The organism is Romboutsia sp. MSSM.1001216sp_RTP31141st1_G3_RTP31141_220114 (assembly GCF_039031195.1).
Lineage (GTDB): Bacteria > Bacillota > Clostridia > Peptostreptococcales > Peptostreptococcaceae > Romboutsia_C > Romboutsia_C hominis.
On record NZ_JBCIUO010000002.1, the window covers coordinates 143,334 to 155,580 of the forward strand.

Here is a 12,247-nt window from a genome sequence, read left to right on the forward strand (position 1 = left end):
ACCACCTAGATACTATTTTATTTTTTTTCTCCAATTTTTCTTTCTGTTTTATTTATAAGTCTTTTTATATTTTCTCTATGAGTATATATAACTGATAGAGTTAAAAATAATGTAACTAGTACACCTTTTGTATTTTGACTAAATATCATTATTACTGGAGAAAGTGATATACTAAGTACTGATCCTAGTGATACGTATTTAGTTATATAAACTATTATTAAAAATACTAAAAAGCAGCTTAAGGCCATTATAGGATTAACTGCTATCATAGAACCTAAAGATGTAGCAACTCCTTTTCCACCTTTAAATCCTAAAAATGCTGGCCAGTTATGACCACTAACAACTCCTACAACAGCTATATACTTAGCTGTAAGTGGGTCTAGTCCAATATATTTAGCAATTATACCTGCTAATAATACGGCTATTATTCCTTTTAATAAGTCTCCTACAAATGTCATAAGACCTGCCTTTTTTCCAAGAGTTCTAAGTACATTAGTAGAACCTGCATTTCCCGATCCCTGAGTTCTTATGTCCACTCCTGCTAATCTTCTAGCAATAATATATGATGTTGATATATTTCCTAAAAGATAAGCAATTATAAAAATTATTAAATAGTTAAGCATACTAATCCCCCTTAAGTAATTTTATTACCTTCTTTTTTCTCTGTATTCAAAGTGTATAGGAGTTCCTTCAAATCCAAAGTTCTCTCTTATCTTATTTTCAAGATATCTTTGATATGAGAAGTGAGTTAACTGCTTGTCATTTATAAATAACGTAAACTTAGGTGGCTTAACTCCTGTTTGAGAACCATAGTATATTTTTAATCTCTTTCCTTTGTCTGATGGTGGTTGATTTAACATTACAGCTTCACCTATTACATCGTTTAATGCTGATGTTGATACTCTCTTAGCATTTTCGTTTGCTACAAATTCTGCAGTTTCTAATATTTTATTCATTCTTTGATTAGTTTTAGCAGAAACAAATAGCACTGGTGCATACATCATAAATGGGAACTTTTCTCTTATTTCTTTTGTGTAATTTCCTAAAGTCTTGTTGTCTTTTTCTATTAAGTCCCACTTATTAACAACGAATATACATCCTTTACCTTCATCATGTGCTATACCTGCAACTTTTGTATCTTGTTCAGTTATACCTTCTGCTGCATCTATTACTATCATTACAACATCTGCTCTATCTACTGCTGCCATAGATCTTATAACACTATATTTTTCTACTGTTTCATATATCTTACTTTTCTTTCTTATACCTGCCGTATCTATAAGCATGAACTGTTGTCCATCTCTTTCTAGATAAGTATCTACAGCATCTCTAGTAGTTCCAGCTATTGGACTTACTATAACTCTTTCTTCTCCTAACATCTTGTTAACTATAGAACTCTTTCCTGCATTAGGCTTTCCTGTTATAGCTATCTTTATTATATCTTCGTCATACTCTGTATTTAATCCTTTAGGGAAAAATGCTATTACTTCATCTAGTAAGTCTCCAAGTCCCATTCCATTAGCACTAGATATTGCAAATGGAGTTCCTAATCCTAATTCATAAAAGTCATATATGTTATCAAATTGATTTATATTATCTATTTTGTTAACTACTAATATAACTGGTTTACTAGTCTTTCTAAGTATTTGTGCAACTTCTTTATCTGCTGCTGTAAGTCCTGCCTTTCCATCAACTACAAACATTATAACGTGAGCCATGTCCATAGCAAGCATTGCTTGATTTCTCATTTTAGATAGTATTATATCTCCATTATCTGGCTCTATACCACCTGTATCTATTAATGTGAAGTATCTGTCTAACCACTCAACTTCAGTGAATATTCTATCTCTAGTTACTCCTGGAGTATCTTCTACTATAGATATTCTTTTTCCTGCTAGTTTATTAAATAATGTTGATTTACCAACATTAGGTCTTCCTACTACTGCAACTATCGGTCTATTATTGCTATTGCTCATAATAATCTCCCTTCTCTACTTTAATATTTTATCAACAAAGTCTTTACCTTCATTTAAGCAAGGTATTACTTCAATTCCCATTTTATTGTTTAATTCTTCTAAAGTTATATTATCTAAGAATATATCTTCATCTGCTTTTAGCATACTTCTTGGTATATAAAGAGTCTCTCCTAAATCTATACCTTTTAATTGATCCATTATATCTGTTGCTGTTATAAGTCCAGAAACAGTTATTGTCTCTCCAAAGAAATTATTTATTATCTTATAAACGTTAATCTCCATATTAGGACACTTATCCATTATTTCTTTTGCCATTTTACATATAAATTCATATGCAGAATGCCCTGTTGCTATAGAAACTTTCTTTTTTATATTTATCTTTTCTTCAGATAAAGTAGTTAGTTGATCTTGTATTTCTCTTTCAAGCTTACTAATCATTCCTACTCCATTTTCAAATTGTATAAATCCTTCATATTCATCATAGTCTAATAATTTTTTATTAGCCATTACATAAAATTCATCTGATAAGAATATAAATCTTGTTCCTAATTCCTTTAGATATTTTTCATGTAATTTTTCAACTTGTTCTATAGTCTCTCTTGCAGTTTTCTCGTTAAATATCTCTAAGTTAGGTAAATGATCCCTATGCTTAGTTATACCTACTGGAACTGCTGCTGCACTATTTACATATGGATATAATTTAGATAAATCAGATACTGTTCTTTCTAATTCTTCTTTATCATTATATCCAGGACATAAAACTATTTGACAGTTCATTTGTATCTGTGCATCTGCTAATCTTTTCATTATATCATATAATTTACCTGCAAACTTATTTTTTATCATCTTCTGTCTAAGTTCTGGGTTTGTAGTATGAACTGATATATTTATTGGACTTATTCTGTATCTTATTATTTTATCTATATCTTCTTCACTCATATTTGTAAGAGTTACAAAGTTACCTTGTAAAAATGATAATCTTGAGTCATCATCTTTAAAATAAAGAGTTTCTCTCATTCCTTTTGGAAGTTGATCTATAAAGCAAAATACACATTTATTTCTACAACTTTTAGCTTTGTCTATTATAGGGTTAGAAAATTCTATACCTAAATCATCATCATATTCTTTTTCTATCTCATATACATATATTTCACCATTTATTTTTTGTATCTCAACTTCTAAGTATTCATCACTTAATAAAAATCTATATTCTATTATATCTTGTATTGGTTGGCCATTTATAGAAATAAGTATGTCTCCTACCTCTATTCCTAGTTCCTCTGCAATACTATTATTATAAACTTTGCTAACTACGTTATTCATTTTCTTTACGTTTACTTCCATGAACTTTCACCACTTTTCTCCATATGATTACATCGTTTTATAATACCACGGTTTGCTGAAATTAGTCAATATTTGCAATAAGTTAAAAGGTACCCTAAAAGGTACCTTTAATGTTTAACTACGATTAATGTTCCATTTGTCATATCATGAACCATTCCTCCAACGCTCTTTGCCATAAGCATTGCTTTATGTTGAAGATCTTTATCATCCTCTGCATAAAATATAGGACATCCTCCACCAAATTTCATATTTTTATCTGTAGTTATTACTGCTAATGTATATTCTGTTAAACCCATATTTTCTCCCATATTATACACTTCCTTTCTCGCCTATTTTATAATTAATAGATAGATTTCTACCTTTTGAACTAGATAATATCGGACAAGACCTAACAGCCTCTAATACTTTTTCTACATCTCTCTCTATTGGTACATAAGCTATCATTATACTTTGTTTCTGAGGATGTCTTCTTGGAAGAGGTACAAATGCCGGTTCATTATCATCTCTAAAAAGTCCTACTCTTGAATATATATTATATACTATAGCTTGCCTTTGTCCTGCATCGTATAATACACTTGCATTTATATAATTGTTGTCTTTTGGGATAATTTCTATACCTATTCCATTTTCTAAATATCTTTGTCTATCACTTTCAAGACCTACATTTGTTATTCCCTTTAAATCTCCTACTTGAAGAATTGATTCATCAACAAATTTTATTTCTACTTGTCGAACATCTGCTATGTCTTCAATAGACTTTCTTTTTAATAATTTTTTAAGTATTATAGCTAATATAAGTCCAAATACCCCACTTATAAGTAAGCTACTATTTTGAGATATATTAAATTCTTTTATCATAAAATGATACAAAGATATAGTTGAAAAAGATGTTACTATACACATATAATTTCTTACTTCATATGTTCTTGCTATTTCTTCTATAAACGCACTTCCTCTTTTAACTAATTGAATATCTTCTAAGTTTTGAAGTGTATTTCTTCTACTTTCTCTTACTTTTCTAAACTGTTCTGCTGCCAATGATAAAAATGTAATTGATGTATATGACTTCTCTAGTAAAGCAGGAACAACTAATGCTCCTAATGCTGAAGCTACAAATGCTAACACAAGTTGTGTTAAAAGCACGTTTGGTTGTGTAGGGTATTGTTTTTTATCTACATTTAACATTATTAACCTAGATAGCACACCTATTGATAAGGCCACTACAAATGCTGTATCCATAATACCACCTCTTTATTTTTATATAGTTTTTTTGTAATCACTATTTTTGCCTTTTGCTGTTTCTATAATAGGAGTACTTCTTGCTATTTCAATCATAGTTTCTATATCCTTCATTATTGGAATAAAAGGTATTACTACTGAACGTTTATCAAAATCTGTTTCTGATATAGTTAATATGTCTTTTTCATCTACATCTTTATCTACACCCATATGAATAAATATATTATGTATTATAGCTTGTCTTTGTCCTATATCACTTACTATACCAAAATCACCTAAGCTTTTAGGAATTATTTCTATTGCCAATCCTTCATTTAAATATCTATTTCTAGTATCTTCTAAACCTATGTTCCCTATATAAACTCCATTTACTTTAAGAACTGATTTATCAAAATGAATCTTAGCTTCTCTAACTTCTGCTACATCTGCTATACTATCTCTTCTTAAATATCTTCTTATTATAAGCCCTATAATTCCAGCACCTATAGCTGCTGCTATCGTTGATACTAAAAATCCATATAATAAATAGTTATTAAATAGTATAAATAAGCCTGATGCCATTAATGATGATAGTAAACTTATATAACATCTAGATTCATAAGTCGAAGCTATCTCTTCTACATAAGCTGATCCTTTTGGCACTATCTCTGCTTCGTCAATATTTTTTAAGGTTATTCTTTCTTGCTCTGCCAGGCCTTGAAATTGTTGTATTGCTATTGCAAAAAATGTTAATGCAGAGAATTCATTTTCTAAAAGAGCCGGAAGGGCTATTGCTCCTAAAAATGCAGCTAGTGCTGATGTTATTATTTGTTCTAGATAATCCTGAGGCCTTCTTGGATATTGTTTATCTACAACCCTAAGAACTAATGCTCTGCATAATATACCTAGAATAGATGCTACCATAAACGAATGTCTAAAAACACCTTCCCTTAATACACTCTCTTCCATCATATCAACTCCTTTGTTTTTACAACTATTGTTCCTAATTTAAAATATCATGATAATAGTTTGTGCAAAAACAAAAAAAAATTTCCTTTATTTAAAGGAAATTTTCTCAGGTATATTAACTATGAATTCACTACCATGTCTTAATTCACTTTTTACTTCTATTGTTCCACCTAAAGACTTAACTATATGCTTTATTATAGCAAGACCTAAACCTGTACCGCCTACTTCTTTACTTCTTGCTTTATCAACTCTATAAAATCTCTCAAATATACGATTTATATCTTCTTTAGGTATACCTATACCTTCATCTTTTACTTTTATTATGATTTTATCTTGTTTTGTACCTACACTTACCTTTACTGTCTTACCTTGATTTTCTGGAGTATACTTTATTGCATTATCTATTAGATTTAAAAATACTTGTTTTATATAATCTCTATTTGCAAATACTACAATCGATTTATCATCAAACTCATAAGTTAAGTTTATATTTTTAGATTTCGCTATATAATTAGTCATTTCATATACTTCTAAAAAGACATTATATAAGGATACACCTTCGTAAACTATCTTTTCATTATTTTCGATAAATGAAAGTAATAATATATCATCAATCAATCTTTTTAATCTATCTGATTCAGTTTCGATTATACTTAAAAATCGATTTCTAGTTTGTACATCAATATTTTCATTTAGCCTTAAGGTCTCTACAAAACCACTTATTGATGTTAAAGGTGTTTTTAATTCATGGCTAACATTTGCTACAAAATCACTTCTCATATGTTCTAATTTAACTTTTTCAGTTATATCTTGTATATTTATTATAGAACCTATTATTATGTGCTTTATACTTTCAAGATATATTGGGTCTATGCTAACCTTATATACTAAATCATCATTAATTTTTAGTTCATCGGTTTTATTTTGCTTCCAACCTTTAAACGTATTTATTTCTTCTAATAACTTTTCTTCTTTTATTACATTTTTTATATTTTTTCCTTCTACCAATATACCATTATCACATTTTAACATTCTTTTAGCTTCTTCATTTATAAGCATTATATTTCCATCTATATCTATAGCCAAAATTCCATGAGATATACTTTTTAGTATAGAAGTTTTTTGTAAATTGCTATAGTCCAAATCACTTATGGTTTTGTCCATTATTTCTATCATTTCATTAAAGTTTCTGCTTAATTCACCTAAATCACCTTTAGCTGTACTACTTATTCTTGAATGAAATTCTTTATTACTTATTTTTTTAGAAACATATATAAATTCTTCTAAATACTTTCTTAATCTTAAAGTATATCGTATTGACAATATAGAGATTATTATAGATATTAATAAAATAGAATACCCTAGTGTACTTAACTGTTCCATGTTGTTATCTCCTAAGTTATATTTTAATCTATTTTATATCCAACACCTCTAATTGTCTGAATATACTTGTCCGATTCATTTTCACTTTCAATTTTTTTTCTAAGATATCTTATATGAACATCTACTGTTCTTGTCTCACCATAATACTCATATCCCCATATTTTATCTAATAAATAATTTCTAGAAAGAACCTTTCCTTTATTTTCTAGTAAAAGTTTTAATAATTCAAATTCCTTAAGAGTAAGTTCTATTTTTTCGCTTCCTTTATATACCTCATGTTTACTTAAATCAACTTTTAAGTCTCCAGTAGATAATGTAGATTCTTTAGTCTTTACTTTTATATTACACCTCCTAAGTACAGTACCTATTCTAGCAAGTAGTTCTTTTATACTAAATGGCTTTGTCATATAATCATCAGCACCAAATTCAAGCCCTTCTACTTTATCATTTTCCATATTTTTAGCAGTAAGCATTATAACTGGTGTATTAGCTAATTCTTTGTCACTTCTTATCTTTCTAAGTACATCAATACCACTTATATTAGGTAACATCCAGTCTAATAATATTAAATCAGGCTTTAATTCTCTTGCCTTTATATATCCATCTATTCCGTCGTATGCATAGTCAACTTCATAGTTTGACATTTCTAAATTGAACTTTAAAAGCTCTACTATATGCATTTCATCATCTATAACAAGTACTTTTACTTTCATGGTATTAATTCACCTCTTTATTTTATCTCTAGTATCATACCTATTCTTTCATTTGTTTTATCATGTTTTCTGTAAGAATGGAATCTATCACTTTCACAACTTGTGCAAATATTTAAGTTTATTATGTTTTCTTTTTTAACATTACATTCTTTTAATATTTGTTCATTAACATTCCATAAATCTAAATGATACTTCCCTTCTTTTATTATATAAAATTTTTCATCTTTGTTTGTAAGAATTGTGTTAAATTTTTCTATAAGCTCTTCTGAAACTTCATAACAACATCTACCTATAGATGGTCCTATAACACTTACTATATCTTTTGGATTAGTGTTATATTTTTCTATCATTTTATCTATAGTATTTTTAACTATTTTTGAATAAGTCCCTCTCCATCCAGCATGGATAAGCCCAATAGCTTTATTTTTCTTGTCTATTAAAGCTATTGGAACACAATCTGCTGTAAATATTAATAGTGGAGTATTTGTTAAGTTTGTTATAAGTGCATCTCCATCCTTCTTTAATCCTATATCAAACTTTTCAACTACATTAACTATATCTGAATGTATTTGTACATTACTTGTTAAGTTTTTAAAATTAAAGTTCCCTTCTTTACAAACAGTTAACATATCATCTTTTGACTTTGCATCTACATTTTTAAGAGTTACAGCTAAATTTACAAAGTCTAAATTTTTATCTATTTCATTTACTCTTATGAATTTTTCCATGCTAGTTACCTTTCTCTGTTAATATATTTTTTAGCTCTGCTACAAAAGTATTTATATCCTTGAATTGTCTATATACAGATGCAAATCTAACATAAGCTACTTCGTCAACCTCTTTTAGCCTATCCATTACCATTTCTCCGATTTCCCCAGTTTCTATTTCAGATATATAAAGCTTATTTATTTCGTTTTCTATATAGTATACTATGTCATCTATTTGCTCTACTGATACAGGTCTTTTTTCACAAGACTTTAGTATTCCATTTTTTAACTTTTCTCTATCAAAATATTCTCTGTTATTATCTTTTTTAACTACCATTACAGGTGTCATCTCTATTTTCTCATAAGTAGTAAACCTTTTTTTACAAGATTCACACTCTCTTCTTCTTCTTATAGACTTTCTGTCTGTATGTCTTGAATCTACTACTTTAGATTCTTTATAGTTGCAGTAAGGGCATTGCATATCTATATCCTCCTTTGTTGGCTATATATTAAAATCGTCTATATTTAGTTCTGAACCTATATTTACTATTATAGTATCACAACCTATCTTTAGTATATCATTAAAAAATATAACTTGTCCTTCATCACCTCTTGAAAATAGACTTCTTCCTCCATCTCCACTAACTGTAAAAGACATTATTTTTCCCTCATTTATATCTAAATTTATATCAGTTATAAATCCCATTCTTTTTCCATTTTTAATGTTTATGATTTCCTTTTCCATTATATCAGATACTCTTAACATTATAATCCCCTCCCTTACAAAAATAAATATGTACTTGTACAAAAAAAAATAACCTTTATAGGCTATTTTTTAAAAATTATCTTTATATTTTTCTAACATCTCTATAAACTTCTCAACTAAATATGGATCAAATTGAGTACCAGCATTAGCTCTCAATTCTTGTATTCCTTCTTCATGGCTCTTCCTTGTGTTATATGGTCTATTAGATGTCATTGCGTCAAAACTATCTGCAATAGTAATCATTCTTGCCAAATATGGAATCTCCTCTTTTTGAAGTTTATCTGGATAACCTTTCCCATCATACCTTTCATGATGGTGTCTTATTATAGATCTAAAATCCTTTAGTGGCACTATATGGTGTATAAGGTCAACTCCTGCTTGAGGATGATTTCTAAGCATATTAAGTTCTTCGTCTGTAAGTCTACCTTTTTTATTTAAAACTTCTTCAGGAATTTCTAGCTTACCAATATCATGTAAATATGCTGCTATCTGTATTTGTGCTTGGTCGTGTTCACTTAATCCAATAGACTGTGCAAACCACTTACAATAAATAACCACTCTCTCTGTATGGCCATATGTATATCTATCTTTTATATTTATCATATTTATAAATGTTTTTAATGATTTTATTGTTTCTTCTGGTATATTTATTTCTCTGCATAAGTCATATAATATACTGTGGTATGACTCTACTCTATTTTTATTAAAAGATTTTGCTCTATATAAGGCATCATCTGCTGTGTTTATAAGCTGATGTTTATTAATAGCACTATTTGGATAAGATGAGACACCTATTGATATAGTAATATTTTTGTTTGGTTGATTTTCTTGACCTTCAAACTCAGTCTGTTGTATTGCATTTCTTATATTTTCACCAATTTTTATAGCATCCTCTTCTGTTGTGTCAGGAAGTACTGCTGCAAATTCTTCTCCACCATACCTTGCAACTATATCATTTTCTCTCATATTTTCATTTAATATTTTCCCAATCTTTTCAAGTAATAAATCCCCAGCTTGATGCCCATTTACATCATTATAATTTTTAAAGTAATCTATATCCATAAATAATAAAGAAACTTCTTTATCATTTTTATCTGCTTCTATTAGTGTATTATTAAGATATTCTTGAAAATACCTATGATTGTATAATCCAGTTAATTCATCTTTATTTGCTAATTCTCTTAATTCCTTACTATGTTCTCTTTCTGTATCAACATACATACCTAGTATAATAGCTATAACAAATAAGGCTGCACTAAGAACTAAATCTCTTTCAAAATATAACCTTAACATTTCTTCATTTCCACTTGTAAACATTATACTAATAGCTAGTATTGCTACTATTTGAATAATAGAAGATGCTACACCATAATTTTTCCCAAACTGTATTGAGGATATTATAACTATAAATATACTAAGTAATTTATATCCACTTTCTGCTTTTCCTGTGAAAAATACTACTATTATAAACATTCCTATCAGTATAGATGTTTCTAAGTAATCTAAAAATTTAGGAGACTTATCTATTCTATTTTTAGTATAAATAGATATCCATAAAAAGTAACCCATTAATATTGTTAATATTATACTTATTGATATTGTAATAGTTATTGCATCCTTTGCTTGTTCTTCAAAAGTTACAAAACTTGCTATAGCTAATAAACTTGATATAACGTATATAACCTTTAGTATAACTATTATCTCAAAAACTTTTTTATTTCTTTTTTTATCAAAATTTTGCATAGATTTCACCTAGAATTGTCTTTATTAAATTAAAATCATGAGGAGTAAATCCTCATGATTTTTTATTATTCTTCTCTTAATGACTTTGGTACTTCTGGTTCAAAGAATATAAGCATACAATATGTTGATGCTCCTTCTGCAACTTTAGTTAATAAATCAGATACTGAACCTAATAAGAAATCCATCTTATTTCCCCCTTACATTTTATTTTGCCCTAAATATATTTAAGACATATTTTTAGATAAAAACTTATTTATATTAAAAAAATTATCTAACAAGTTGATAAGTCTGCCCCCTAGGCTAGTTAATACAAACACTTGAAGTCCTATTCCTAGTACCATTGATAAGGCTATACTTTTTGCAATTGTAACATTGTTTATTGAATATATACTAAGTAATATTATAATTAAAACTACATATATATTAATTAGATTAAAGGCTTTTTTTCTTAATTTTTTTCTAGTACTTTCTTTTTTCAAAGGTTTATTCTTTGATGGTACTGGACATTTTTTATATAAAATATAATAAGAAAATCCTATTATAGATATTATCATTAATATAGTAATACTCATATCAATATCCATTATACTTATTGATATATAAGATAGTATATATGCTAATATAACTCCTATTAAAGTGCATCTCTCTGGGCTAGTTGCATGCACACCTCCAGAATACCTTTTTAAAATAGCGGATGTTATAGATATTGTCATAATTTCAATTAATGTTTTAGTTAATAAACCTACTATTATCGTTACAACTATTGCTAAACTAGTATGTAATATTGTAAATAGCCCATAGTTTATAACTGCTATTTCTTCATCATTTTTATCAAGCTTCTTCCCTAACTTATTCGACGCTTTTAACGATAACTCCTCTATTATCCCCATAATTATCCCCTCTTAATATATTGGTTCACATTTTCCATAACTATTTTTTTTAGTAAAAATACAATTCCTATAGCTATTAAAAGTGACGGTAACGTTCTTATAGCTGAAATTGGTCCGTCTTGATTAGTTAAAATTTCTATTGGTATATTTAATAAACTTGTTGCTATAAAAATATATATCCCTTCACTCATGGCAAGTGCTATAAAAAATAAGCATGTTGATATTACTGTTCTTAATAAATCACCATTTGACATTTTGTATAACATTATTCCTAAAGCTATCATAGATAATATTGTATGTACTCCAAAATTTATAGGTAAAGATCTTATCGCTATTACTATCACACCTAATAAAAATCCTTTTTTTAGGATTTCTTTATTATCTAATTTTATTCCCATAAGCAACATCCCACAAAATATAGTTACTAGACTTTCTGGAAATGTACGCAAGATCATATATCCTATTGATGATGTTAACATGGTCTAACTCCTATTCTTATCACATATTAAGAAAAATTTTTCAATTTTTAAAAATGTTT

15 protein-coding genes are annotated in these 12,247 nt (G+C 28.0%); all 15 read right to left on the minus strand.

The features are described 5' to 3' along the window. Nucleotides 1-17 precede the first annotated feature (17 nt). Complete coding sequence (gene plsY, locus ABCP60_RS06185) at nt 18-623, minus strand: glycerol-3-phosphate 1-O-acyltransferase PlsY (protein WP_166505897.1); 606 nt, start codon at nt 621-623, stop codon at nt 18-20. Between the two features lie 24 nt (nt 624-647). Next, nucleotides 648-1,976, minus strand: coding sequence for a ribosome biogenesis GTPase Der (der, locus tag ABCP60_RS06190; protein WP_092924219.1), 1,329 nt, complete (start codon nt 1,974-1,976; stop codon nt 648-650). Nucleotides 1,977-1,991: 15 nt separating this feature from the next. Beyond that, on the minus strand, nt 1,992-3,320 hold the full coding sequence (locus ABCP60_RS06195; protein ID WP_092924216.1) for a DUF512 domain-containing protein: 1,329 nt from the start codon (nt 3,318-3,320) through the stop codon (nt 1,992-1,994). A gap of 107 nt (nt 3,321-3,427) precedes the next feature. Then, complete coding sequence (locus ABCP60_RS06200) at nt 3,428-3,628, minus strand: hypothetical protein (RefSeq protein WP_092924213.1); 201 nt, start codon at nt 3,626-3,628, stop codon at nt 3,428-3,430. A gap of 1 nt (nt 3,629) precedes the next feature. Beyond that, the gene (locus ABCP60_RS06205; protein ID WP_092924210.1) at nt 3,630-4,559 is read right to left on the minus strand and encodes a YIEGIA family protein; all 930 of its coding nucleotides are present in this window, start codon (nt 4,557-4,559) and stop codon (nt 3,630-3,632) included. An 18-nt stretch (nt 4,560-4,577) separates the two neighbouring features. Continuing rightward, nucleotides 4,578-5,507 (minus strand): YIEGIA domain-containing protein, encoded by a 930-nt coding sequence (locus tag ABCP60_RS06210; RefSeq protein ID WP_092924207.1) that lies wholly within the window; start codon nt 5,505-5,507, stop codon nt 4,578-4,580. Between the two features lie 87 nt (nt 5,508-5,594). Beyond that, nucleotides 5,595-6,890 carry a HAMP domain-containing sensor histidine kinase gene (locus ABCP60_RS06215; RefSeq protein ID WP_092924204.1) on the minus strand — a complete coding sequence of 432 codons (1,296 nt, stop codon included), beginning with the start codon at nt 6,888-6,890 and terminating at the stop codon, nt 5,595-5,597. Between the two features lie 23 nt (nt 6,891-6,913). Continuing rightward, nucleotides 6,914-7,603 carry a response regulator transcription factor gene (locus tag ABCP60_RS06220; RefSeq protein ID WP_092924201.1) on the minus strand — a complete coding sequence of 230 codons (690 nt, stop codon included), beginning with the start codon at nt 7,601-7,603 and terminating at the stop codon, nt 6,914-6,916. Between the two features lie 17 nt (nt 7,604-7,620). Further along, nucleotides 7,621-8,331, minus strand: coding sequence for a peptidoglycan editing factor PgeF (gene pgeF / locus ABCP60_RS06225; protein ID WP_092924198.1), 711 nt, complete (start codon nt 8,329-8,331; stop codon nt 7,621-7,623). A 1-nt stretch (nt 8,332) separates the two neighbouring features. Continuing rightward, entirely contained in the window at nt 8,333-8,791 is a 459-nt protein-coding gene (gene nrdR / locus ABCP60_RS06230; RefSeq protein ID WP_092924195.1) for a transcriptional regulator NrdR, read from the minus strand. Nucleotides 8,792-8,812: 21 nt separating this feature from the next. After that, nucleotides 8,813-9,076 carry a YlmC/YmxH family sporulation protein gene (locus tag ABCP60_RS06235; RefSeq protein WP_092924192.1) on the minus strand — a complete coding sequence of 88 codons (264 nt, stop codon included), beginning with the start codon at nt 9,074-9,076 and terminating at the stop codon, nt 8,813-8,815. Between the two features lie 69 nt (nt 9,077-9,145). Next, nucleotides 9,146-10,819 carry a diguanylate cyclase gene (locus ABCP60_RS06240; RefSeq protein ID WP_343101474.1) on the minus strand — a complete coding sequence of 558 codons (1,674 nt, stop codon included), beginning with the start codon at nt 10,817-10,819 and terminating at the stop codon, nt 9,146-9,148. 65 nt (nt 10,820-10,884) lie between these two features. After that, the gene (locus tag ABCP60_RS06245) at nt 10,885-11,004 is read right to left on the minus strand and encodes a cyclic lactone autoinducer peptide (protein WP_092924187.1); all 120 of its coding nucleotides are present in this window, start codon (nt 11,002-11,004) and stop codon (nt 10,885-10,887) included. Nucleotides 11,005-11,043: 39 nt separating this feature from the next. After that, nucleotides 11,044-11,709, minus strand: a complete 666-nt coding sequence (locus tag ABCP60_RS06250; RefSeq protein ID WP_092924184.1) for an accessory gene regulator B family protein — start codon at nt 11,707-11,709, stop codon at nt 11,044-11,046. A gap of 2 nt (nt 11,710-11,711) precedes the next feature. Beyond that, nucleotides 11,712-12,188, minus strand: a complete 477-nt coding sequence (locus tag ABCP60_RS06255; protein ID WP_092924181.1) for a hypothetical protein — start codon at nt 12,186-12,188, stop codon at nt 11,712-11,714. Between the last annotated feature and the right edge of the window lie 59 nt (nt 12,189-12,247).

What these genes read in the sequence shown, in the direction of transcription:
- plsY (WP_166505897.1), bottom strand. Translation starts at nt 623, where the DNA reads ATGCTTAACTATTTAATAATTTTTATAATTGCTTATCTTTTAGGAAAT.
- der (WP_092924219.1), bottom strand. Translation starts at nt 1,976, where the DNA reads ATGAGCAATAGCAATAATAGACCGATAGTTGCAGTAGTAGGAAGACCT.
- ABCP60_RS06195 (WP_092924216.1), bottom strand. Translation starts at nt 3,320, where the DNA reads ATGGAAGTAAACGTAAAGAAAATGAATAACGTAGTTAGCAAAGTTTAT.
- ABCP60_RS06200 (WP_092924213.1), bottom strand. Translation starts at nt 3,628, where the DNA reads ATGGGAGAAAATATGGGTTTAACAGAATATACATTAGCAGTAATAACT.
- ABCP60_RS06205 (WP_092924210.1), bottom strand. Translation starts at nt 4,559, where the DNA reads ATGGATACAGCATTTGTAGTGGCCTTATCAATAGGTGTGCTATCTAGG.
- ABCP60_RS06210 (WP_092924207.1), bottom strand. Translation starts at nt 5,507, where the DNA reads ATGGAAGAGAGTGTATTAAGGGAAGGTGTTTTTAGACATTCGTTTATG.
- ABCP60_RS06215 (WP_092924204.1), bottom strand. Translation starts at nt 6,890, where the DNA reads ATGGAACAGTTAAGTACACTAGGGTATTCTATTTTATTAATATCTATA.
- ABCP60_RS06220 (WP_092924201.1), bottom strand. Translation starts at nt 7,603, where the DNA reads ATGAAAGTAAAAGTACTTGTTATAGATGATGAAATGCATATAGTAGAG.
- pgeF (WP_092924198.1), bottom strand. Translation starts at nt 8,331, where the DNA reads ATGGAAAAATTCATAAGAGTAAATGAAATAGATAAAAATTTAGACTTT.
- nrdR (WP_092924195.1), bottom strand. Translation starts at nt 8,791, where the DNA reads ATGCAATGCCCTTACTGCAACTATAAAGAATCTAAAGTAGTAGATTCA.
- ABCP60_RS06235 (WP_092924192.1), bottom strand. Translation starts at nt 9,076, where the DNA reads ATGTTAAGAGTATCTGATATAATGGAAAAGGAAATCATAAACATTAAA.
- ABCP60_RS06240 (WP_343101474.1), bottom strand. Translation starts at nt 10,819, where the DNA reads ATGCAAAATTTTGATAAAAAAAGAAATAAAAAAGTTTTTGAGATAATA.
- ABCP60_RS06245 (WP_092924187.1), bottom strand. Translation starts at nt 11,004, where the DNA reads ATGGATTTCTTATTAGGTTCAGTATCTGATTTATTAACTAAAGTTGCA.
- ABCP60_RS06250 (WP_092924184.1), bottom strand. Translation starts at nt 11,709, where the DNA reads ATGGGGATAATAGAGGAGTTATCGTTAAAAGCGTCGAATAAGTTAGGG.
- ABCP60_RS06255 (WP_092924181.1), bottom strand. Translation starts at nt 12,188, where the DNA reads ATGTTAACATCATCAATAGGATATATGATCTTGCGTACATTTCCAGAA.